19 protein-coding genes and 1 tRNA gene are annotated in these 22,369 nt (G+C 47.0%); 10 read left to right on the top strand and 10 right to left on the bottom strand.

The genetic code is table 11. The features are described from left to right. Positions 1-18: 18 nt before the first annotated feature. On the bottom strand, positions 19-246 hold the full coding sequence (locus ACI2NF_RS06710; protein ID WP_177971940.1) for a YdbC family protein: 228 nt from the start codon (positions 244-246) through the stop codon (positions 19-21). Between the two features lie 319 nt (positions 247-565). Between ACI2NF_RS06710 and ACI2NF_RS06705 the strand changes: the two genes are divergently transcribed. Continuing rightward, positions 566-1,846: a hemolysin family protein gene (locus ACI2NF_RS06705; protein ID WP_400147757.1), complete on the top strand. Its 1,281-nt coding sequence runs from the start codon at positions 566-568 to the stop codon at positions 1,844-1,846. Here ACI2NF_RS06705 and ACI2NF_RS06700 read toward each other — a convergent pair. Beyond that, a complete protein-coding gene (locus ACI2NF_RS06700; protein ID WP_400147754.1) occupies positions 1,806-2,270 on the bottom strand; it encodes an RNA-binding domain-containing protein in 465 nt (154 codons plus the stop codon). The two genes, ACI2NF_RS06705 and ACI2NF_RS06700, sit on opposite strands and share 41 nt — an antisense overlap. A gap of 62 nt (positions 2,271-2,332) precedes the next feature. Beyond that, entirely contained in the window at positions 2,333-3,151 is an 819-nt protein-coding gene (locus tag ACI2NF_RS06695; RefSeq protein ID WP_400196423.1) for a UbiA family prenyltransferase, read from the bottom strand. A 229-nt stretch (positions 3,152-3,380) separates the two neighbouring features. Between ACI2NF_RS06695 and ACI2NF_RS06690 the strand changes: the two genes are divergently transcribed. Continuing rightward, positions 3,381-3,458, top strand: a tRNA-Ile gene (locus ACI2NF_RS06690). A gap of 368 nt (positions 3,459-3,826) precedes the next feature. On the opposite strand, the gene ACI2NF_RS06685 is transcribed toward ACI2NF_RS06690, so the two are convergent. Together ACI2NF_RS06685 and ACI2NF_RS06680 are read right to left on the bottom strand one after the other, a co-directional pair. Further along, complete coding sequence (locus ACI2NF_RS06685) at positions 3,827-4,756, bottom strand: tyrosine-type recombinase/integrase (RefSeq protein WP_400147749.1); 930 nt, start codon at positions 4,754-4,756, stop codon at positions 3,827-3,829. Continuing rightward, on the bottom strand, positions 4,740-4,883 hold the full coding sequence (locus tag ACI2NF_RS06680; RefSeq protein ID WP_400147747.1) for a hypothetical protein: 144 nt from the start codon (positions 4,881-4,883) through the stop codon (positions 4,740-4,742). The genes ACI2NF_RS06685 and ACI2NF_RS06680 overlap by 17 nt, the downstream gene beginning before the upstream one ends. 225 nt (positions 4,884-5,108) lie before the next feature. On the opposite strand from ACI2NF_RS06680, the gene ACI2NF_RS06675 reads away from it, so the two are divergent. The 3 genes from ACI2NF_RS06675 to ACI2NF_RS06665 all read left to right on the top strand — a co-directional run bounded on the left by ACI2NF_RS06675 (position 5,109) and on the right by ACI2NF_RS06665 (position 6,791). After that, a complete protein-coding gene (locus ACI2NF_RS06675; RefSeq protein WP_400147744.1) occupies positions 5,109-5,318 on the top strand; it encodes a hypothetical protein in 210 nt (69 codons plus the stop codon). A gap of 178 nt (positions 5,319-5,496) precedes the next feature. Continuing rightward, positions 5,497-6,330, top strand: a complete 834-nt coding sequence (locus ACI2NF_RS06670; RefSeq protein ID WP_400211257.1) for a DUF1638 domain-containing protein — start codon at positions 5,497-5,499, stop codon at positions 6,328-6,330. 11 nt (positions 6,331-6,341) lie between these two features. Beyond that, positions 6,342-6,791, top strand: coding sequence for an Rrf2 family transcriptional regulator (locus tag ACI2NF_RS06665; RefSeq protein WP_400147738.1), 450 nt, complete (start codon positions 6,342-6,344; stop codon positions 6,789-6,791). Between the two features lie 39 nt (positions 6,792-6,830). Here the strand turns inward: ACI2NF_RS06665 and ACI2NF_RS06660 are convergent, their stop codons facing one another. The 3 genes from ACI2NF_RS06660 to ACI2NF_RS06650 form a co-directional block, all read right to left on the bottom strand. Next, positions 6,831-7,025 (bottom strand): hypothetical protein, encoded by a 195-nt coding sequence (locus ACI2NF_RS06660; RefSeq protein ID WP_400147735.1) that lies wholly within the window; start codon positions 7,023-7,025, stop codon positions 6,831-6,833. A 260-nt stretch (positions 7,026-7,285) separates the two neighbouring features. After that, the gene (locus ACI2NF_RS06655) at positions 7,286-8,542 is read right to left on the bottom strand and encodes a nitrogenase component 1 (RefSeq protein ID WP_400211256.1); all 1,257 of its coding nucleotides are present in this window, start codon (positions 8,540-8,542) and stop codon (positions 7,286-7,288) included. Continuing rightward, the gene (locus ACI2NF_RS06650; RefSeq protein WP_400196911.1) at positions 8,539-10,626 is read right to left on the bottom strand and encodes a nitrogenase component 1; all 2,088 of its coding nucleotides are present in this window, start codon (positions 10,624-10,626) and stop codon (positions 8,539-8,541) included. The genes ACI2NF_RS06655 and ACI2NF_RS06650 overlap by 4 nt, the downstream gene beginning before the upstream one ends. A gap of 69 nt (positions 10,627-10,695) precedes the next feature. Here ACI2NF_RS06650 and cobN point away from each other — a divergent pair, with 69 nt between their 5' ends. The 5 genes from cobN to ACI2NF_RS06625 all read left to right on the top strand — a co-directional run bounded on the left by cobN (position 10,696) and on the right by ACI2NF_RS06625 (position 18,862). Next, positions 10,696-14,442 (top strand): cobaltochelatase subunit CobN, encoded by a 3,747-nt coding sequence (gene cobN, locus ACI2NF_RS06645; RefSeq protein WP_400211255.1) that lies wholly within the window; start codon positions 10,696-10,698, stop codon positions 14,440-14,442. Between the two features lie 80 nt (positions 14,443-14,522). Continuing rightward, positions 14,523-15,827 (top strand): hypothetical protein, encoded by a 1,305-nt coding sequence (locus tag ACI2NF_RS06640; protein WP_400147724.1) that lies wholly within the window; start codon positions 14,523-14,525, stop codon positions 15,825-15,827. 42 nt (positions 15,828-15,869) lie between these two features. Continuing rightward, positions 15,870-16,949, top strand: coding sequence for a FecCD family ABC transporter permease (locus tag ACI2NF_RS06635; protein WP_400149075.1), 1,080 nt, complete (start codon positions 15,870-15,872; stop codon positions 16,947-16,949). Continuing rightward, a complete protein-coding gene (locus ACI2NF_RS06630; protein ID WP_177971304.1) occupies positions 16,933-18,036 on the top strand; it encodes a FecCD family ABC transporter permease in 1,104 nt (367 codons plus the stop codon). The genes ACI2NF_RS06635 and ACI2NF_RS06630 overlap by 17 nt, the downstream gene beginning before the upstream one ends. Before the next feature lie 4 nt (positions 18,037-18,040). Next, on the top strand, positions 18,041-18,862 hold the full coding sequence (locus ACI2NF_RS06625) for an ABC transporter ATP-binding protein (protein ID WP_177971302.1): 822 nt from the start codon (positions 18,041-18,043) through the stop codon (positions 18,860-18,862). Between the two features lie 7 nt (positions 18,863-18,869). Here ACI2NF_RS06625 and ACI2NF_RS06620 read toward each other — a convergent pair whose 3' ends face one another. Beyond that, positions 18,870-20,642, bottom strand: coding sequence for an ABC transporter ATP-binding protein (locus ACI2NF_RS06620; RefSeq protein WP_400147717.1), 1,773 nt, complete (start codon positions 20,640-20,642; stop codon positions 18,870-18,872). Continuing rightward, positions 20,639-22,369 (bottom strand): ABC transporter ATP-binding protein, encoded by a 1,731-nt coding sequence (locus ACI2NF_RS06615; protein ID WP_400147714.1) that lies wholly within the window; start codon positions 22,367-22,369, stop codon positions 20,639-20,641. The genes ACI2NF_RS06620 and ACI2NF_RS06615 overlap by 4 nt, the downstream gene beginning before the upstream one ends.

Below are 22,369 nucleotides of genomic sequence, written 5' to 3'. Positions count from 1 at the left end.
GGGGACAGGAGTGAAGTTTCAGAGTTCTTCCCTGGAGTCCAATGCCTTCTTTAGGACAGCGGTCTCTTCGGGCGTGAGTGTGATCCCTTTGCTCATTTTGCTTCTGTCGGGTGACCATTCTCTGATGTCGTATTTGGGGTCTTTGTCATTCCAGCTTATGAGGTTCAGCTCTTTTGTCCATCCTTTGTTGGATTCTGACAGTACGGCGATCATCTCGATGATTTCGTATTTGAATTGGTCGGCCATGATAATCTATATTCTCATATCCGAACTTATTATTTAAATCCCTAGTAAAATAAAAATAAGGATCGAGAACTAAATGACGGCGAATAATGCGAACATTTCTCTTGTTCATGGTATTTTAAGCCATGATATCACATCATATGGATAGATGTCTAAATCCCCGATGACGCCTGGGTGCTGTACTTCTATCCGAGATAAGTCAACATCCGAACGGGTATCAGGCCTGAGAACAATTTATAAAGTAGTCCAATGATAGGACCCACACATCCTTACGGATCTAGAGGGGGACACGTTGTCCTCCGACATGGCAGGGACTTAATAGATGGATACTCAGTCGATGACGTTCGCACTCTTTGCGTTCGTTCTGTTCATATTGGTATTGATGTCTGCATTCTTCTCGGCGTCCGAGACGGCTTTTACAAGCGTTAACAAGATAAGACTCAAGAACTATGCTAATGAAGGTAACAAAAAGGCCACCAGGGCATTGAAACTCCTGGATGACTATGATAAACTCCTTACGACCATACTTGTGGGCAACAATCTCGTTAACATCCTATCGTCATCGATATGTACGTGGATGTTCACGATGGCATTCGGGGCATTGGGTGTTGCATTCGCGACCGTGTTCATGTTCGTTGTGATCTTATTATGCGGAGAGATAACGCCGAAGAAGATGGCGAAGACCAATGCAGAGAGATACACATTGCAATTGGGTGGCGCACTCAGCTTCTTCATGACAGTATTGTCTCCGATAACGTTCTTCTTCAAGATGGTCAACAAGATGACGCACACCAATGTCAATGAGGACGATGTCACACTCACAGAGGATGAACTCGTTGTCATGATCGATCAGATCAAGGAAGAGGGCACACTCGAGAAGACCGAGAGTGAATTGATCAAATCAGCCATCGAGTTCGATGATAAGGCTGTGACCGAGATCCTCACACCTCGTGTGGATGTCGTAGGGATAGAGAAGACCGAGAGCATGGATGCATTGAAGGATGTATTCATCAAATCAGGATTCTCAAGGATACCAGTATACGATGAAACGATCGACAGGATACTCGGTGTCGTTTATGCCAAGGATTTCTACAACAGATACTTCAAGGACAACGGTGCCGGGAAGATTGTGGAGATAATGCGCCCGGTCAAGTTCATACCTGAGAATACGACAGTAGCTAAGGCACTCACCGAGATACAGAGATCGATGGTACAGATGGTCATCGTGGTCGATTCATACGGCGGGACTGTCGGTATAGTCTCGTTGGAGGACGTGCTCGAAGAACTCGTCGGAGAGATCTGGGACGAGAGCGATGAGGTGCAGCATTTCATCATGCATGAGGAGGATGGAACCTATGCAGTCCTTGGAGATACCAACATAAGCGATCTCATGCAGGAGATCGGTGTGGAATTGGATCTCGGAGATTATGACGAACCTACTGTGAGCGGTTACATACAGTACAAATTGAACCGTGTGCCAGTTAAAGGCGATAGGATTGAGGACAGTCACGTCAAGATGATCGTGAGGTCCGTGAAGAACCGTCGCGTAAGGATGGTACAGGTCACTGTGAAACCACAGGAGAATCAGGACGAGTCAGCTTGATGAGGTAATCCCTCATCAAGCCTATCGCTATCTCTTTCTTTGCAGGATGTGCAGCGATCTTAGCGGTGATCGATATCACATCCCCACTATGGGAGAGTACATACTCCCCTTCTACCGCTCTCTGTTTATCCAATCTCATGTAGAATATGTCATCATCGTCTATGCGATCTTCGAGTTCTGGTATGAGCGATTCGAGTATATCCTTACCAAGATTCTTGAATATCCTCTCGCAATCCTTATTGTGAGTGAGGTTCGCATCTATTACGGTTATCGGATTGCCATGCAATCCCTCGGATATATCGACATCATACGATTCATCATCGTCTATGCCTGTGAGTTTGACGATGACGTCATGGAGGAGATCCTCGTCCTCTGTAGCATAACATACGATCTTGACCTTAACCCAATGGAACACAGGAGCCATGGGTAATCGTAAGGATGGTTTCCCTAATAATGGATTCGGATGTATCGTATCAAAAGATATCCCTAAAATCTGAATACGCCGAGGATGAATGATATGAGCGCTAAGACCATCGCTTTCTTGGCAAGCTTCTGTGATCTGTGAGGATCCTTGAATACAGATATAGCACAGAATACGAAGACGGCATCTGCGATGAGGACTGTGTAGTAAAGTATCCCATATGTCCCTGCTATCATCGGTTGGATGCTCAGCAGAGGTCCTGCGACATAGAATGCACATGCAATTATCGATGCATTCCTGATTCCGATCCTCATGGGGAGTGTTATCCTTCCTTCATCGGAATCCATGTCCTCGATGTCCTTGGTTATCTCCCTGCCAATGGAGACCAACATCGCCATCGCAGCCACGATTGCATTATCCATCATGCTGCCGACAACACTCCCTCCAAGGAGGAACATCATCCCGGTGAGTATGGCGATGGTGATGTTGCCGATGAATCCTCTTTGTTTGAGACAGGTCTCGTATGCGACCATGAGTATGCATGCGACGATGACGATCGCGATGCATTCGATATCCATCGTGAGGAAGGAGATGGCTACCGAACTGATGAACATAACAAGCCCTGCATAGAGGGCCGTCTTCCTTTCTATCCTTCCAGATGGTATCGGGCGCTCAGGATGTGCGGTCTTGTCGATCTCATAGTCTATGTAGTCATTGAGGGCATTTCCGCCGCACATGAACATGAACACGACAACAGCTGAAATCAGGAGATTCACGATCTCGTCCGCGATATCGAATCCGGCGGCCATGAAACAGGCCACGAAGACGCCAACGATCCCCATGACGGCATTGCCTGTCCTGAAAAGCTGGAGATATTTGTTCATGCCCCTGTGATGATCTCATTTTATAATATCGTTTTACTTGGCGGAGCGCGGTTGCATGGCGGGATATCAGATCCTATCCTTTCGTCGCTACGGGTTTTCATCAATGCTCATTCACGCTCGATCGTATCGTCTGTATATGATTCGTTACAACACCCTTACATCATTCTGGCGAAAAATGGTCCGACCAAAACATATTTATTATACATGTATCTATCCAGCCTCACCGAGTGGTCCCATAGCTTAGCTTGGTTCGAGCGTCCGGCTGATAACCGGAAGGTCTTGTGTTCAAATCACAATGGGACCACCACTCCCTTCTGGCTTTGTAATACGCCGTTCAGGGGTCATATTCGGTTTCTCCTTGCTGTGATACACGTAGTGTGATACACCTCGTGAGATCACTTATCTGAAAATTCGGTTCTCGGGTTATAAAGATATCTCAATTTTTGCAAATCGGTGTTCCCCAAATGGTGTTCCCAATTGGTGAGCGGTGTGCCCAAATGAGTACGTCTCCCCCTTCGGATTGAACGAAAAACACTCACTCGATTCCTGCAGACAGTGTATCACAAAAAGAGTAGATTCGATTTTTTGGGCACACCATTTGGGTCATTCCAAGGTGTTTCCGGCACACATACGGAACGATGGGAATAAGAGAAAGAAAGGGGAAAAGGTTTCCAATCATTCGAACGAAAGACCGTTGATAGCGCTGCTCATGTCTCCGATGTTCACCCCGATGTACCTCAGGGTCATGGAGACCGACTCGTGTCCGAGGATCTTCGCGATGGTCTCAATTGGTATCCCGTTCTTCCAGAGCTGACGTCCAAACGTTCTCCTGAGAGTGTGATTTCCGAAATGAACACCAGTGATTTTTCTGACGGGTTCCACGAAGGCCTTGTCGAATCCGGTACCGTGTTCCGAGTATGCTCCGAGGTAACTTCCGTTCAGATGCAGGAGCACCTCTTTCGGCACGACCGTTCCCGGATTGCGTTTCTTCGCTTCCGCAATCATGTTGTCCCTATAAACCAGATATTGGTTCAGAACCTCCTTCGTCTGAGGGGACATCGGCACGGATCTCCACTTACCGCCTCCGCGTCCTTTTCCTCTGATATCCGCCCTGTCCGAGAAGATCTTGTCAGTGGTCAGCCTTATGACCTCTACGCGCCTCAGCCCCATGCACAGTTCGAGCTGGATGACCAGTTGCTGAGCGAGGTTGAGCGGAGCATCTAGAAGTTTCTTCGCATCCTGTGGTTCGAGCCAATCCACATGGGTTCTCTCATCAGCGCCCCAGTGGATGTGCATGTTCCTGATCACGTTGTTGCTGTAGAACTCCAGATATGTGGAGAATGCGGTGAAGTAGTACAGTTTTGTCCTTTCCGAAAGTGCGCCCATCCCTACATTCTTCAGGTACATTATGTCATCTTGGTTGATCTTCTTCGGGTGGGTGTTCCTCTTTCCTTCGGAAAGGAAGGTGAGACATCTGTTGACCGACTGTTCGTACGCATATTTTGTGTCGGGGGCGAGGTTGAGCTTCCTGATATGCTTGATGAACTGGACAACGTAATCCTTGTCCACGTTCTTTATCCCGTCCAGTTTAGAATGCTCCATCATCCTTCTCACCCAACCTGCGCTGATAGTATTCCCTGAGCGCCGCTTTGTAGAGAGCTGTCCTCGTTGCGGCATAACCCTTCTTCAGAAGGGCGTTAATCATTCCGATATCTTCCTTTGAAAGTCTCATCGACCATGATTATTCTGCGGGCATCATCTAGATCAGACGGATTAGGAGAAAACTCTGGCTTTGGCCTTACACGTTTTCCAATACGATATCCACGAACATGATGTGTCATAGATTCTGTTGATAATCCCCCTTCTAGATCGGCCATACCTTCCAGTTTGATATGATTGTCTTCAAATGCTGATTCAAGTTCGTTGCAATATTGCATTATTTCTTCTGGAGATGGGCATGGGAATATGTGTGATCGAGGTCAAATCCGGAAAAAAGAGGGATGCGCCATCAATAGAGAAAGTATCCAAGGTCTTCAACATCGGACGTAGGGTGATGTTAGAGAATGGAAACATCTCGGTGGATGATGATGGGATAGAACACTACCCTCTGTTCGTTGCAGCATTTATGAAGGACTTGGAACCAGAATGGGACGGTCCGGAATTTTGACATAACACGGACATAGATTTCACTTCATATGTTGAACACAATCGCTGTTCAGTGTCTTGATGGCGATAATAGATAACAACGATCATCGAACTATGAGCAAGATCGTCATAATCTCAACTGTCATAATTGTTAATTTGATATAGTTTTATGTGTAATATCAATTATGACACATGGGGTAATGGGAGTGGTATGTTGTCCGATGGTGGATGACAATCTAGTCTACAGTATCACTAATGACAGGGATGAGAAATCTATCACGATCGTACGTAATGGTAACGAGGGCTCCATCACAAGGAAACTGGATAAGGCAGGGGTAACATATGATACGATTTTTTGGCAGGATGTTGTCAAAAGGACATATGTTCCGAAGGATGGATTCAACATACTGATCGTCATGATCTCACTTGGACTTCATGCCAGGCCTGATGTCTTAAAATCTACTGTGGAGGATCTGACGAAGACGATGCAGGGAGTATCGGACACAATAGGATTCTATCTAGGGACTTGTGGTAATTATGGTTGGAATATACCTAAATGGTGTGCATCCAATGGTTACAAACCAGCATTTACCTTCTGTGACTGCAATGGTAATGTATGTGACGATTGTGTCGGCATAAACGTAGCTGGCGGACCTAGGTATATGGAAATGGAGAAGAAATACACAGGATATCTGTATGTATTCCCTGCCATGGCCTCGAATTATGATGATTTCATGAACGCGGATAAAAGCGAATCCTTGAAGATAGAGAATTCCATCACCGATGAGATGAGGGAAGAGCTTGGAATAGAACCTGGTCCTGATGGTTACATGAGGTGGCTGCTCAGATTGGGGAATTATGAGCACATATTGAAGATCGATACAGGCATAGGCGACAGAGAGAATTTCGACAAGAACGTCTCAGTCGTTGCAAAGAGAACGGCTTTGTCAGTGAAGGTAGCTGAGGATGGGTGGGCAAGTCTTCAACCTACGGATGATCTCTATAAGAATTGTAAATCCAAATTGCCGCAATGAAAGGCGATGATATGAGGGCAGGATCACAGTTCACGGTAGCAATACATGCACTCATGTTGGTGTCTTTCTTCGATCAGGATAAGATCACGAGCAAGAAGGTAGCGATGAGTATCGGTTGCAATCCCGTCATCGTCAGGAATGTCTTCGTTAAACTTGGGAAAGCAGGTCTGCTAAGACCAGGGATGGGGAGGGCAAGGACGAAAATGATGCGCCCTCCAGAGGAGATAACCTTAGAGGATGTATACCACGCTGTAGAGTCGGATGATGTGGACGAGATGTTCGGGATGTATCCCGTGAATCCTCATTGTCCTATCGGGAGTGAATTGCATGAGATCCTCGATACCAGCCTGAGTGATGCTAGGGATTCGATGTTGAATTCTCTATCGAGGACAACGATTGCCGACCTCATATCTCGGTTGCCACTCGAGAAGAACAGGGTGCCTGTGTGGATGAGGGATTGAAAGTCCATCCATAATCCATTAGAATCTTGCCCATTTTGATCATTTGAACAGAATGGGAGGTTCACTATCTCCCATCAACGTCTTGCCGTCAACGAGAATCACACCACTATCTTCTGCGAATTCGCATAATTCTTCTTCGAATCCTGACGCAGAGAACAGTATGAAAATGATGTTCTCAGTGAATTTTGCTGATTTGGATCTCGATACGAGTGTATTGTAAGCACTGAAACCCATCGGGTTTCTGCGAAATTTACATTCGCCAAGTATCGTGCGTATAACCTCATGTTCATCAGAGACCTCAATAATTGATTGTAAAACAATTTCTAAACTAATTGATAAAAAATCAATAAATGGTCGCAATTACTTTAATGATGAATTCAAAGAATGGCAGCCTACTCTGATGAATTCACAATCTGCCCCAGAATCATCTGAATTCCTTATCCACAAGTCGATAGGATCAAGGATGCATCCTGTCGTCATATTGTCGGATTCTATCAATTTTTGAAATATATCGAATTGATGACCAGATCAGCAAGATGTCTGCCACCGTTCACTCCAAGTATCGATTTCGGGAATAGGTCCACAGAATCGGAAGTAGGGAGTCCGGCATCTATGCCTTTACGACACAATCCTTTCATCTCCAATCTCTTGGTCATCGCACCAGGTCCGATGCATATATCCGTATATTCATCACCGAACTCTTTCGATAGGACGTCAGATGATTCCAGCCCATCCAATAACCCTTTTAATTTCATGTAAGTCCTTGGATCACTTTCAGTGATGTTGATGCATTCAGGGATCATCTTCAACGTCTTTCCCATGAATCTGACCAATGCAAGGGAGACGGATGATTCTGCAAGGACTGAGAATGATCTGTAATTGAGTCTATCCGATGCGCTCAATGACGCTTTGATACGATTTGCCATCTCCTTCTCGTCCGAATCTATGTATGCCAAGGCCTTTGATGAATCCATACCAGTCTTCTCAGCGACGGATCTGATGAGATCGCGCATGTTATCATGTCCTATCGGTGCACCATATTCGGAGTATGCAGTAGGAATACTAATCGATTCGTAGAATTCTGATGTTTTCTTGCAGTATTCGGGACAGATGCAGACATTCGCCAATGCTTCAGACGATCTTCTGATATCGTCTGTCGTACAACCTGAGCCTATGCATGCGATGGTCTCAAGTCCCATCATCTCTAGAAGTTCCTTCATCTCTTTCAAGAAGTAGTTGTTGCCGCGCATCGTGAAGGGTGCACCGATGATGTTGACCGCTTTCCTTTTCTTTTCACGGGCAGAGACAAGTTTTCTGCATATGGATTCGATGATAGAATCGAATCCTTCGGAGAATGGGAGGGACATGCTGCATTTGTTGACAACGATGCATCTGTCGGAGACATCCGATGATTGGACCTCATCGAGAATGTGATCCCCGATCAGGGATGTCGCAGGCGATTCTAAAAGAACAGCGATCTTACATTCCTCTTTCTCAAGTATGTTCAATACCATCCCGACTTTGTCCGTAGCACCATATATGTAATCGGAGGAATCGACGAATGTGCATGGGATCCTAGGTTCGTTGAAGAAGAATGAACCGCATTTCGCTGAATAATCCCTTGGAAGCAATTTGGATGACAATACGGATGTCATCCTCCTGCACCCTCCGGGTCCATGGAGTACTGTTGCACCGTCAAGGATGCTCTCGGAAGCGATCATCGCTCCAAGGAATCCATCCATTCCGTTCATTGCAACGCCTCCAATCTCAGCATGTTGATGATGCGTTTTCCAAAATCGGCCATAGAACGGAATCCTGGCCCGACGCTATCGGGGGAGATCGTCCTTATGCCCAATGAGGATACGTATGCACTGATGCCTATCGTGAAATCGGGATCGAGTTCGGCCACCCTTTCTTTCAGTATGTTCAGATTGGCATCCCTGACGATAGGTATGTCCTTGATGTTGTCCATGACATCAGATTCTATTGTCCATTTCGTCACCGTTGGGCATACTATCTCTATGACTTTGAATCCCATCACTTCCGATAATTCCAACATCCAGCTGATGTCCATGGATTCGTAGGCATAGATCAGTGTGGTCTTACCAACAGTCTTTCCTCTTATGCCTTCCATACATTCATCATAGAATTCCTTCAACGATCCTATCTTCTTTGTGATCTCATCATCGGGCATGGATGTGACCTTCCCGATCTCCCTCATCCATTGCTCCGTTTGTATCATGCCTACGGGCACATGGTGTGGGAAATATGGCGTACCGAATCTTCCTTCGAGGTATCTTCCGCATTTCTCCGAGAGTTTGCTTTCGGCGAAGGGGATGTTCATCGAGGCCCTCTTCATCTTGGAGAATCTCTCGGAGGTCTGGTAACTCCCGATCAGGGTGTTGATCCTCAGACCTGCAAGTCCAAGGATGTGCTCCAGATCATCATGCGCTCTAGCTACAGGATCCGTGTTCTTGTAATATCCGATGAGATTGATCAGCCCTTTCTCTGGAAGGATGTCATCATCGATTAGTTCCGATGTAGCTTGGATCCCGATCATATAGCATTGTGAAGCTCCGCCGTTGAGGATTCCGTCCGCTATGACTGGTATCACTCTATGTCCTGGATTCTCCTTCTCGCAATCCGCGCATACTCCTGCAACATCATCTCCTATGATCGCAGGGACGCAGGTGGTCACGACGAACACTATCTTAGTTCCTGAAGAGAGTCTCTCATTGATGAGCGATCTCAACTTCTCGGACGCACCATATATCGAGGCGGTATCGTCGATATCCGTGCAGAACACTCTTTCGGAAGACTTTCTTTTCGATATCTCTCCGCAGAGCATATCATATGTATCGTAACTCTGAGAGAACATGTATGCACAACTCGTTGGACCATGGACGATGACATCGGAGTCCTCGATGTCATAGCACAATCCGAAGGGTGACCTTGCTCCGCATGTCCTAAGGGTATTCTTCTCGCAGATCGCAAGATCCCTTCGGATGTCGCAACGATCTTTCTTCCTTTCTACAGGGATGCCTTTCGCTACCTTGTCTAGATCATCATCATCCAACGGATCTGCTTCGTATCTCGTCCCTTTGCCATTGAGATTTTCGATGATCGTTCTCACGATCGGCTCTATCGATCTTGCCGCTTTGGATCCAGGGGATGATTCGGACACGGTGCATCCTTTGGATTCGGATTTAGAGAATTCAGGATCCCTTGGTATGGTTGCGATGATAGGGAGTCCAACAGCATCGGCGAAGTTGGAGACGTATTCCCTTTCCCCTTCATTACCGCGACAATTGAGGATGATCCCTCCCACCCTTGGAGTTCCGCGATCGTAATTCCGCACTCCTTTGAGAATATTGTTCGCTGCGTACAGCGACATGAATTCTCCTGATGTCACGATGAATACAAGATCCGCGTATTTCTTCCTGAGAGGGACGGCGAAACCTCCGCACACGACATCTCCGAGTACGTCATAGAGTCTGACATCGACCTCAGGTAATAGATCCTCTTTCTCAATGAAATCGAATGCCGTCAATATGCCACGACCAGCACATCCAACACCAGGTTCTGGACCGCCTGCTTCAAGGCAATAGATGCCATTCTTCCCTATAGATAGGACTTCGCTGTCATCCCCGGTGTTGATATGGTCCAAAATCGTTCTTTGTGTCCTTCCATTGAGCAATAGTCTTGTGGAGTCATGTTTCGGGTCGCATCCTATCTGTGCAACGGTCTTCCCTTCCGAAGCCAATTGGTATGATATGTTCGCAGACACTGTTGATTTGCCTATTCCGCCTTTTCCGTAGATTGCGACCTGTAACATTTAAATCACTTGGATGATACGTCCAATATATATCACACATATATGTTTTACACTCTGGAAGTGAATCGATTGAGTAGGTTGAAGGTTGTCTTCGTTTCCATACAATCCGTTGGTATCGATGCGATAAAGAACATAGCGGATTCTTATTCGACAATATCAGGAACAGAGATCGGTCTGTTCGGATACAGCTATGGTGAGCTCAATGACGATAAGTTACTGTTCAGAGAGATGTTGCATAATGTCTCGAACGCTGACCTGACGATCGTAAGATGTATGTCCGATCCAGACAATCTCAAAAGATTCTCTCTGCTCGAAGAAGAGATGCGTAATGCGAATGGATATTGCATCGTTCATACAGGGAATGCGGATATCAGGGCGATATATCGCCCATTGTTCAAAGGAACGGATGACGAATATTTCGCATTATGCAAATGCATGACGTTGAAAGGTGATGAAAATGAAAAACTCGTTTTCAGATGGATCGAAGAGAGATCCAAAGGAAATGATTTCATCCCTGAGCCTGTGGTTGTCCCGTGTACAGGGATATATCATTCTGGGAGATTGTATCGCGAAGATGCATGTGAATACCTTCTCTCATTGGATCCATCCAGACCAACGGTAGGGATAGTCCTTGATTCCAATCTGTGGTTGTATCAGGAGTTTGCGTCGGCGGATGCGCTCATAGCGGATATCGAAGAGCGCGGTATGAACACGATCCCGATCCTTTTCTCCAACATGGTCAGCAAAGGCCACGAACTCTACAGGAATTCGGAAGAGGCTCTAACCGAATATTTCGTTGATGATGGAAGGACGATGGTCGATGCGATAGTGGTGACCAATGGATTCTCACTTCTAGTGAATTCGAAGACAGGAGGTACGGGATTGGTGACGCCTGAGGAAGAGAATTACCTCAGACGTAGACTGAACGTCCCCATGATCCACATAATGACTGTACGCAATTTCTCTGAGTTCTCGGAGGATGTGAGGGGTCTTGAGAAGTCGGATCTATTCACACAGGTCGTTTGGCCTGAAGTCGATGGACAGATAATCGCAGTCCCGTATTCTGTGATGGGAAAAGGATCATCGAGACCTACTCCCATAGATGAACGCATAGATCACATCGGCAGGATGGTATCCAATTGGGTGACGTTGAAAAGGACGCCGATGAAGGAACGTAAGATAGCTATTCTGATGTATCAGAGCTCATCGTCGACTGGAGGCATCGGTTCCGCGGGCGGATTGGATACCGTTGAATCGGTGGCCCGTATTCTGAATGAATTGTATGAATCCGGATATTCTGTCCCGAAGGATCACCCGACAACAGGTGCGGAATTGGTCGCGGATCTCATCGAAAAGGGAATAACCAACGATCTGACCTCTGTATCGGATAGGGATATCGACGAACGTTCCGTAGATAATGTGAGTGTTGAAAGGTATAAGGAAGGAGTCTTCGACGGATCTCCGGAATTCAATAAGAAAGGAATGTGTAGATGCTGGGGGGAACCGCCAGGAGAGATCCAAACATCTCGCGGGAGGATAGTGATACCTGGGAAGGTATATGATAATGTATTCGTAGGTTTCCAGCCACCAAGAGCGATGATGGAGGTCATGGACAAGGTGATGCACGATCCCGATATCGTGATCCCACATCAGTATTTGGAATACTATCATTGGTTGCAGTATGATTTCGGAGCACAGGCTGTCGTCCATATGGGGACACATGGTTCCATAGAATGGCTGCCAGGGAAATCGGTAGGCCTGTCGCAATCCTGCTATCCTGATCTCACTCTAGATGCTCTCCCTCATTTCTATCCATATCTCATCAACGATCCCGGGGAAGGGATTCAGACGAAACGCAGGACGGAGGCCGTCGTGATAGGACATATGAGTCCTCCGATGGGTTTGGCAGGTTCGGATGGCGATCTTTCAAGATTGGAATCACTCATCCAAGAATACCTCAGAACGAGGATGTCAATGAGTGAGGACAGAAAGGATACACTTCTGAGTATGATCGCGGAAGAGTGTGTGAAGAACAGTATATTTGGAGATCTGGGGATCGACGATGATATAGGATTCAATGATTTGGCGACCCACATAGAGCAGATAAACGATTACTTGTTCGATTTGAAAGGCAACATAATCCGTACAGGGTTGCATATTCTCGGAGAACCATTGAAGGATCTGCACAAAGATGAGGAGATCTATTCCATCATGAGATTGAGAAATGGCTCCATACCATCGTTCAGAGAGGCTGCAGCGAATGCATGTAGCATAGATCTCTCCGCTGTTCCGTCGATGTTAAGGGAGGACGGAAGGACGAACAGTGAGGCGGTGGATGAACTCGATTCCCGTCTGATGACATTTCTTTCGGAACTCAGGTCCACCGGATATTCGTACGACGATGCAAAATCTCTCATCGAGGATCATTTCGGTGAGTGCGGAGAAGATCTGGAAAAAGCAGTGCGTTTCATCTGTGATACACTCTCACCGAACATCGACAGGACGACCGATGAGATGTCGAATCTTCAAGATGGTTTCTGCGGTCAGTTCGTTCCTTCTGGTCCATCGGGCGCTCCTACGCGCAGTGGGGCGGATATATTGCCGACAGGAAGGAACTTCTACACATTGGATCCGGAATCCGTACCGACCAGGGCATCATGGGATACAGGGCGCCGCATGGCAGAGCAGATGATCTCCAGATTCGTGGACGATAAGGGCGATTATCCTCACGATATCAGTTTCATCATGTGGGCCACTGATAACATGAAGACGAACGGCGACGATATCGCATATGTCCTCTGGCTCATGGGCGTCAGACCGATATGGTCCGATACAACGGATCATGTGAATGATCTGGAGGTGGTACCGCTCGAGGAATTGGGAAGGCCACGTTTGGATGTCACCATCCGTATCACCGGTCTGTTCAGGGACACATTCCCCAATGCTATCGATCTGATAGACGATGCTGTGAATATGATTGCCGATCTCGATGAATCCGACGATGAGAACTATCTTAGAGCAAACCTCAGGAAGGAGATTGCAGAAGATATCAGCAATGGTGTGCCAGAGGATGAGGCGCGTCGTAGAAGTCTGATAAGGATGTTCGGATCGCCGCCTGGCAACTACGGCGTAGGCGTGGATGTTCTGATCGATTCCGGAAAATGGGATACGACGAAGGATCTTGCCGATGCGTATGTGAATTGGAGTTGTTATGCATACGGGCGCAATCTCTATGGAACGAGGGAGAAGGAACTCTTCCACAGGAGATTCAGGAAATCTCAGATAACAATCAAGAATATGTCCGATAGAGAGACGGACATCTTCGATGTGGATGATGTGTACACCTATCTCGGCGGGATGAATGCATTCGTTCGCGAATATGGCGATAACGAATTGTATTCCGTCATTGGAGATGATTCAGATCCAGACAATACGAAACTGAGATCATTGGATGACGAGTGCAGATACGTCTTCAGGAGCAAGGTACTCAATCCGAAATTCTTGAACGGATTGAAGGAACATGGTTATGCCGGAGTCTCTGTTCTTATGAACATATCGAAATTCATGATTGGATGGGATGGGACCTCTGATTCATTGGACGAATGGATGTATGAGAAGTATTGTGAGAAATTCCTCTTCGATGAAGCGACGTTGCAATGGATGATGGACAACAACCCCGATGCGGTGAAAGAGATCGTGGAGAATCTCTCTCAGGCAGAATCCCGCGGGTTCTGGTCACCGGATGATGATACGAAATCAAAGTTAAAGGACATATTCTTGGACTCTGAGAGCAGAATCGAGGAAAGGGGTGCGTAGACAATCCCTACTTTGGATATATCATCCAACTAATATTTATACAACAATGGGATTTGGATGTATCATCCAAGGGTGTTAATATGATAAATACAAAGGCAGTGATTGCAATTGCCGTCGTAGCAATATTAGCTATGGGTGGAATCGGTGTTGCAATTTACAATATGGGTGACAATGGTGGCAACAACGTCACCATCGATTCCGTTCTTCCAGTATATGGAAATGCGAATAACGACGATAGGATCGATCAAGCAGATATCGACATAATCAACGATATCATCAATGAAAAGAAGAAGGCAGAGGATTATCCACTCGCCAACGCGAAGTATGATGATAAGATCGACCAAGAGGACATCGAACAGGTGAAGGCGATCATCAACAAGACCGCAACATCCGTCTGGCACGTCAATACCATCGGAACCAAACAGAATGCAACCGAGAGCAAATGGCCGATCACTTCTGCGTTGTGCACAGCTACTCCCAACGTTGCGGCATTCTTGGTCATGCTTGGGATCACTGATAAGATCGCAGCTGTGAGTTACGGAGCGACAAGCCAGCCAGATCACGTCATGATGCCTGAGATGAAGACGAAATTCGCTAAATCGATCGGAAAATCGATTGGTATCACTTATGATCAGGCTTCACCCTACATAACCAGCGATGGAGTCAGTGCAGTCATCACATCCACTAACGCCACCTACATGGCCAATTATGAGGATATGGAGGCCCACAATATCGATGTGATCAGGATCGATGCAACGGGACCTAGTGCGAAGGAGTTCCTCAGCGCCGTCATTTTCTTGGGATTCATGTTCGATAAGAATGACAACGTTCAGAAGATCGTCGATATGACCAATAAGATCTACAATGCTGTGAACAAAGGACTCGACAAGGTGGAGAAGAAGGTTGTCGCTATGGCTTCCAACACCACAGGATCGCTCACCGCACCGCCTTCCGATTACACAAAGCTCCTGAAGGCTGCTGGAGCGGAGATCCCTGACGATAAGAGATGGACTGGTACCATCAAGATGTCGACTGCTGATTGGATCTATGATGTCACAGTCAACAAGGTCGTCTGCATGAGGACCAGCGGAGGTATCGGCGGAGTATGGTACGCAGGAACTCACAATGACACTACGATCAAAGGTGTTTTCGATGCATACAACAAGATGGATGCATACAAGAACAACGAGATCTACATGATAAACGGTGAACTTCCGATGCCATTGAGGCTCGCATATGTAGCACAGGTATTGTATCCTGAGCAGTTCAACAGTGACTTTGCAGACAAGTTCAATGCGGATTGGTGCAAGGACATCTACGGATTGAACCTTGATTTCAGTAAGCTGAACACAATCTACAAGGTTTCGGATTACAAGGCCGCTTAAACACATCGGGGAAAAATCCCCGATCCATTCTTTTTGTGTGATATGATGAACGAGGCAGGCGGGACCGTAGTTGCCGAGTACAAGAGATACATCCTCAGGAAGATAATCTTCATAGTAGTATGTGTAACGGTCGCTATCGTCGCATTCGGGATATCCGTCGGTATCGGTGCGCGTCAGATGGAGATTGGCAGAGTCTACGAGCTTCTGTTCAATCATATCATGGGCGTCACATACCCTGTGAACAGCACCGATTGGGTTGAGGATGCCGTTATTTGGGATTACAGACTACCAAGGTCTCTGTTCGCATTGCTCGCTGGTGCTTCATTGGCCGTGGCCGGTGTCGCTATGCAGAGTGTCATGAACAATCCTCTTGCTGATGCATATACGACAGGAGTATCCTCAGGAGCATGTTTTGGAGTTGCAGTAGCGATTGTATTAGGTTTCACACTGATCCAAAATGAATATTCTAGTATCGCTATCACGATCAATGCATTCCTTTTCGCGATGATACCTGTGGCTGCGATCCTTGCGATATCCCCGAGAACTAAATCGCCGGCTACACTCATCCTTGCAGGTATCGCCATCGGTTACATCTTCAACGCCATGAGCACGCTTCTCTTGACATCGACGGAAGAGGAGACATTGGCAAGGATCTACGTTTGGCAGATCGGTTCCATCGACGACATAATCTGGAGTAACATCCCGATCGTTGCTGTAGCTTCTATAATAGGCCTGTTCGTCGTAGGCATGCTCTCAAGAAAGCTCAATGTCCTCAGTTTGGGCGAGACATCCGCCAAAGCCATGGGTGTAAACGTTCAGACGATGAGATATATCCTCCTTCTACTGATGGCGTTCATGGTGGCATCCGTCATCAGTTATGCCGGTATCATCGGTTTCGTCGGTTTGGTGTCTCCACACATAGTTCGTATATTGATCGATTCCGACAATCGTTTCGTTGTCCCTGCATCCGCAATGCTCGGAGCATCGTTGTTGCTTGTCTGTGATATCGTCTGCCGTCTGATATCGCCGAACGGTTCTATACCTGTCGGTGTCGTGATATCCTTCGTCGGAGCGCCCATCTTCTTATATCTGTTGGTGAGGAAGAATGCAAATATTTGGTGATCTTCTCTCACATTTCCGTTCCAAGGATGAATTCATCGACGCAGATGGTTTCATCGCAAAGGGGAAGAGGAAGACCCTTTGTTATTTGATATTCATCATACCTCTCGTCATCGCATCGGTTTTCTCCATAAGCGTCTCATTGTATCCGATGACATTCCAGACTGCGATACAAGCGGTCATCGATGCGATCAATGGCAAGGAAGCCATAGCGTATGAGGATTGGATCATGAGGGAATTGGTCGTCAACACATACATCCCTCGTGCCATCGCAGGTGTCGCTGTGGGTGCGACATTGGCAGTATGCGGTGCCGTGATGCAATCAGCGATCAAGAATCCGCTGGCCGACCCGTATACTACAGGTATCTCCTCAGGCGCCATGTTCGGCATGACATTGGCTGTCGTTGCGGGGATATCATTCTTCCCCGGTACCGAATTGGGGAACATCATCAATGCATTCATCTTTGCGTTGATCCCGACAGCGGTCATCATCCTGTTCACATTGCGTAGGAAGACCACGCCGACAACCATGATCCTCATAGGGATCGGTGTCATGTATGTATTCACGGCAGCAACCACGCTAATGAAATACACTGCCAGTTCCTCAGACATAGCGAAATTGTATTCATGGGGCGTTGGAACGCTTGCTGAAGTGTCGTGGGATTCAATTCCCTTCGTCATAACGGCGGCTTTTGTTGCTATCGGCGTCTTCATGTACATGAACGGTACGATAAATGTCATCGGAGCCGGCGACAACATCGCCACGGCCCTAGGCGTTAATCCGAAGAGATGCAGACAATTCATACTCGTAGTGGTGTCCATGTGTACCGCAACGGTCGTCTGTTTCACAGGTACGATCGGTTTCGTCGGATTGATAATCCCGCATGTGGCAAGGATGTTCTTCGGATCCAATCTGAAATATGTCATTCCAGCATCTGCAGTGCTAGGTGCACTGCTTCTAGTGTGTTCCGATATGATCTCAAGGGTCATCGGAACCTCAGGGCTCCCAGTCGGTGTCATCACAACGGTCATCGGAAGCCCACTGTTCATCTATTTCCTGGTCAAACAACGCAGAAACGGATGGAGTTGATATCATGAAGTTAAACGTAGAAGAAATGGGATTCAATTATACTGACAAATCTGTTCTTTCGAACATATCGTTCGATGTGGAAGAGCCCCAACTACTTTGCATACTAGGTCCGAACGGTGTCGGGAAATCGACACTGATCCACTGCATAAACCGTATCCTTTCGAGAACTTACGGTACTGTGATGATCAACGATGTGGATGTGAAGGACTACTCCCTGAAGGATCTCGCGAAGGTCACTGGTTACGTACCTTATTCCGCATCAGATACATTCCCGATGACAGTGGTCGATACTGTCCTTCTGGGAAGACATCCTCATTCGAATTGGAAATCATCCGAGGATGACATCAGAAAGGTGTACGAGATCCTGGAGATGCTCGGGATATCGGATCTTGCTATGAGACCATTCAATATGTTGAGTGCAGGTCAGCATCAGAAGGTGATGTTAGCACGCGGTCTTGCTCAGGAACCAGAGATACTCCTCTTGGATGAGCCTACAGCGAATCTCGATGTGAAACATCAGTTGGACGTCACAAGACTCCTCCACAGACTCTCAAGGGAGAAGAGGATAATCGTCGTCATGATATGTCATGACCTCAATATCGCCTCCAAGTATGCTGATAACATCCTGCTGATGAGTCAAGGTACCATATTCGCAGCAGGGACTCCGAAGGAAGTAATGACGGTGGAGAACATCAAAGAGGTCTACGATGTCGATTCAGAGGTCATAATGGATGAGGGTCGCCCTCATGTGATCCTAAGGGATGGTTCTTCATACGAGACCAAAGGCGCCATCACAGCAAGATGTTCATTGAGATGCGTTGAATGATCGAAAATCAATCAGCAACATCGAATTGACTGTCGAAGAGCTCTTTGTAGATGCCATTCTTATTCAGAAGTTCCTCATGACGTCCGGTCTCAACGATCCTTCCATCATCCATGACTATGATCTTATCTGCATCTATGATGGTGGACAGGCGATGAGCGATCACGAATGAGGTCTTTCCTTTCATCATAGCATTTGTCGCATCCTTGATGAGTTTCTCTGTCAATGGATCGACCGAACTCGTGGCCTCATCCAGGATTATCATACGTGGATCGCCGATCATGGCCCTAGCGATCGCTATTTGCTGTCTCTGTCCTACGGACATCGAATCGACATCACTGATCATGGTGTCGTAGCCTTCTGGGAGGGATGAGATGAAATGTTTCAGACCAACTGATTCGCATACTCTGTCCAATTCGTCGTCGTCAACACCCTCTCTATTGAACACGATGTTCTCTCTGACAGTGCCTTCGAACATCCATGTCTCTTGCAGGACCATTCCAAAAAGATCGCGGACCTGTTCTCTTGTCATATTCTTCGTGGATGTCCCGTCAATCAGTATGTCACCGGAATCGACCTCGTAGAATCTCATCAGGAGATTGATCATCGTTGTCTTTCCAGAACCTGTCGCACCGACGATCGATATCTTCTGTCCGGGTTCAGCTATGGCAGAGAAACCATGGATGATCTCTCTTTCTTTCGAATATCCGAAGTGGACATCGCGGAATTCCACCCTTCCTTTGACATCAGTGATCTCGATTCTTCTCTCTTCGATAGGCATTTCCTCATAATTGAGGAAGATGAACACACGTTCGGCCGCAGCTGCGACAGATTGCATGTTCACCACGGCATTGGATATCTGTGAGAACGCGCCGGTGAAGAGTTTCACATAGATCATGAAAGCGACTATGGTTCCGATTGTAGTCTCGCCGTGCATGTAGAGTATCGCACCTGTGACGCAGACCAATACATATCCTACGTTGCTGATGAGGCCGTTGAGATGTGACGAGATCCCTCCGAGGAATTGAGATCTGAATGCTGAATTGCCCAGTTCTTCATTGATGGTATCGAATCTCTCCATCGCTTTCCTCTGACCGGCATATATGCTTACCACCGTGTGTCCGGTGTATTGTTCCTCAACGAGACTGTTCATGCTCCCCAGGTTCTTCTGTTGCGACCTGAAATAACGTTGGGTCCTCTTCGCGATGACCTTGATCAGGATGAAACCTACGACGGCGATGCATACGGATAACAGGGTCAGTGGGATGTTCAGTATGGCCATAAGGATGAATGATATCAGCAATGTCGTGATGGATGTCACAAGAGAGCCTATGCATTGATTCATCGATGCTCCCAGCGTATCCACATCGTTGGTGACACGGCTCATCACATCCCCTTTGGACGACTGATCGAAATAGCGCAACGGGATCCTGTTCATTTTTCTCGAGATATCCATGCGGAACATCTGTGCGCAGCGTTGGGAGACCGTCGCCATCATGTAATTCTCGAAGAATGTGAAGATACCACTGATGAGATAGATCGCTATGAGGATGAAACCGATGTTCCTTATGCGTTCGATATCCATCTCCACAGACAGGCCTTTTTGGATGAGGTCGGTCATCTCGCTGATGAAATATGGGCCAAGGAGCGCCAATATCGAGGATAATGCGGAAAGCAACAAGGTCAGGATGAAAGCGAACTTGTACTTCCCGATATAATGGAAGATGTCCTTCCAAGCCCCCATCATATCGTCAGGTTTGGATCTCTTTGAATTTCCCATCATTCTTCGTCACCTCCGTATTCCTGAAGTTTCGCCATCTCGCGATACAGTTCACAATCCTTCAGGAGCTCACTGTGTTTTCCGGAAGCAACGATCATTCCGTTGTTGAGTACGAGGATACGATCCGCATTCTTCACAGTGACGATACGTTGAGAGACGATCAGTATCGTGGAACCCGATGTTTCCTTTGCGATATTCTTGCGGACATTGATGTCCGTCCTGTAGTCTAAGGCGGAGAATGTATCGTCGAAGATGTAGATCTCAGGTCTTTTGCATATCGCTCTAGCGATCGATATGCGCTGTTTCTGCCCTCCAGATAAGTTCGCACCCAAGTGCTCTATCTTCGTATCGAGGCCTTCTCTATCTTTGAGGAATGTATCGATGCATGCTACCTCGGCTGCTTTTATCATCTCTTCATCCGAACAATCCTCTCTGCCGTATCCTATATTGAACCCTGCAGTGCCTGAGAACAGCATCGGCCTCTGCGTAGCATACCCTATCTTCGAACGTAAAGTATCAAGATCATAATCCCTGACGTCGAGTCCATCGATCGATACCGTTCCCGATGTTGCATCATAGAGGCGCGGGATCAGGTTCAGAAGTGTCGTTTTTCCAGAACCTGTCGTTCCGATGATGGCGACCGTCTCTCCGTATCCTACATCGAATGAGATGTCCGTCAGAGTATCATTCGAATTCTCAGGATATGTGAAGGATACGTTCTTGAAAGAGATGCATGGATCCTTGCCTTTGGTTTCTGTAGAATTTCCACTGACGACGGAGATCTCTGTATCGATCACCTCCCTGATACGTTTCCCAGATACTATCGCACGGGGGAGTCCCATGGCGATATGGGCTAGGAGAATGAAGGATGAGACGACATACATCACATATGATGAGAACACGACCATGTTCGAGAACACAGTGAGCGACATTTCTGGTGATGGGGATGCGAGGATGATGTTCGCACCTAAGATGTATATCGCGACAGTGAGGATGTTCTGCACTACACCGTTGAACGGACGGGTGAAAGCGAGAAGGCGAGATGCATAGAGGTTGTTCTCGGTAAGTTCATCATTCGTTTGATCCGCTTTCCTGTTCTGATATTCCTCAGCATTGAATGCACGTATGACCCTTACACCCGACATCCCTTCGCGGACCGTGCGATTCATCCCGTCTGTGAATCTCTGTACTCTTTTGTAACGAGGGATGACATACCAAAGCATGAAGATCTGAACGATAACGATTGCTGTGATACCGATGGCAGTCACTTCGGTCCATTCCCAACTGCCTACGGCAACCTTTGTCAGAGCGATATAGACCATTACAGGGACCTTTACGATAAGCTGCGAGGTCCTTGCCACTGCCATTTGTACTTGAGTAACATCATTGGTGGAGCGTGTGATGAGACTGTAGATGTTGAATCTGCTCATCTCTTCGGGAGAGAATGACTGTACTTTGGAGAATTGTTCCTTGCGTAGTATCTTTCCGAATTCGGATGCTACATATGCAGCTATGCCGCCGGCACAGATCGAACAGAAGACACTGCCGACGGAGTATATGATCATCCATGTCCCTTCGCCTATTACCTCGTCGGAAGTACCGCCACTGTTCAGAAGAACAGTGATTCTTGACATGTATCCTGGAATCTCAAGATCGAACCAAACCTGTGCAGAAACGAATAGCGCCATTATCAGAAGCAATGACCAATGGACAGGCCTTAGGAATCTCAA

This window comes from Candidatus Methanarcanum hacksteinii (assembly GCF_964305265.1).
GTDB classification, from domain to species: domain Archaea; phylum Thermoplasmatota; class Thermoplasmata; order Methanomassiliicoccales; family Methanomethylophilaceae; genus Methanarcanum; species Methanarcanum hacksteinii.
The sequence above is the reverse complement of the archived record's forward strand: the minus strand, read 5'-3'. Positions and strand labels throughout refer to the sequence as shown.

Coding starts and splice junctions, on each gene's coding strand:
- ACI2NF_RS06710 (WP_177971940.1), bottom strand. CDS start 246: ATGGCCGACCAATTCAAATACGAAATCATCGAGATGATCGCCGTACTG.
- ACI2NF_RS06705 (WP_400147757.1), top strand. CDS start 566: ATGGATACTCAGTCGATGACGTTCGCACTCTTTGCGTTCGTTCTGTTC.
- ACI2NF_RS06700 (WP_400147754.1), bottom strand. CDS start 2,270: ATGGCTCCTGTGTTCCATTGGGTTAAGGTCAAGATCGTATGTTATGCT.
- ACI2NF_RS06695 (WP_400196423.1), bottom strand. CDS start 3,151: ATGAACAAATATCTCCAGCTTTTCAGGACAGGCAATGCCGTCATGGGG.
- ACI2NF_RS06685 (WP_400147749.1), bottom strand. CDS start 4,756: ATGATGGAGCATTCTAAACTGGACGGGATAAAGAACGTGGACAAGGAT.
- ACI2NF_RS06680 (WP_400147747.1), bottom strand. CDS start 4,883: ATGAGACTTTCAAAGGAAGATATCGGAATGATTAACGCCCTTCTGAAG.
- ACI2NF_RS06675 (WP_400147744.1), top strand. CDS start 5,109: ATGGGAATATGTGTGATCGAGGTCAAATCCGGAAAAAAGAGGGATGCG.
- ACI2NF_RS06670 (WP_400211257.1), top strand. CDS start 5,497: ATGGGAGTGGTATGTTGTCCGATGGTGGATGACAATCTAGTCTACAGT.
- ACI2NF_RS06665 (WP_400147738.1), top strand. CDS start 6,342: ATGAGGGCAGGATCACAGTTCACGGTAGCAATACATGCACTCATGTTG.
- ACI2NF_RS06660 (WP_400147735.1), bottom strand. CDS start 7,025: ATGGGTTTCAGTGCTTACAATACACTCGTATCGAGATCCAAATCAGCA.
- ACI2NF_RS06655 (WP_400211256.1), bottom strand. CDS start 8,542: ATGAACGGAATGGATGGATTCCTTGGAGCGATGATCGCTTCCGAGAGC.
- ACI2NF_RS06650 (WP_400196911.1), bottom strand. CDS start 10,626: ATGTTACAGGTCGCAATCTACGGAAAAGGCGGAATAGGCAAATCAACA.
- ACI2NF_RS06640 (WP_400147724.1), top strand. CDS start 14,523: ATGATAAATACAAAGGCAGTGATTGCAATTGCCGTCGTAGCAATATTA.
- ACI2NF_RS06635 (WP_400149075.1), top strand. CDS start 15,870: ATGATGAACGAGGCAGGCGGGACCGTAGTTGCCGAGTACAAGAGATAC.
- ACI2NF_RS06630 (WP_177971304.1), top strand. CDS start 16,933: ATGCAAATATTTGGTGATCTTCTCTCACATTTCCGTTCCAAGGATGAA.
- ACI2NF_RS06625 (WP_177971302.1), top strand. CDS start 18,041: ATGAAGTTAAACGTAGAAGAAATGGGATTCAATTATACTGACAAATCT.
- ACI2NF_RS06620 (WP_400147717.1), bottom strand. CDS start 20,642: ATGATGGGAAATTCAAAGAGATCCAAACCTGACGATATGATGGGGGCT.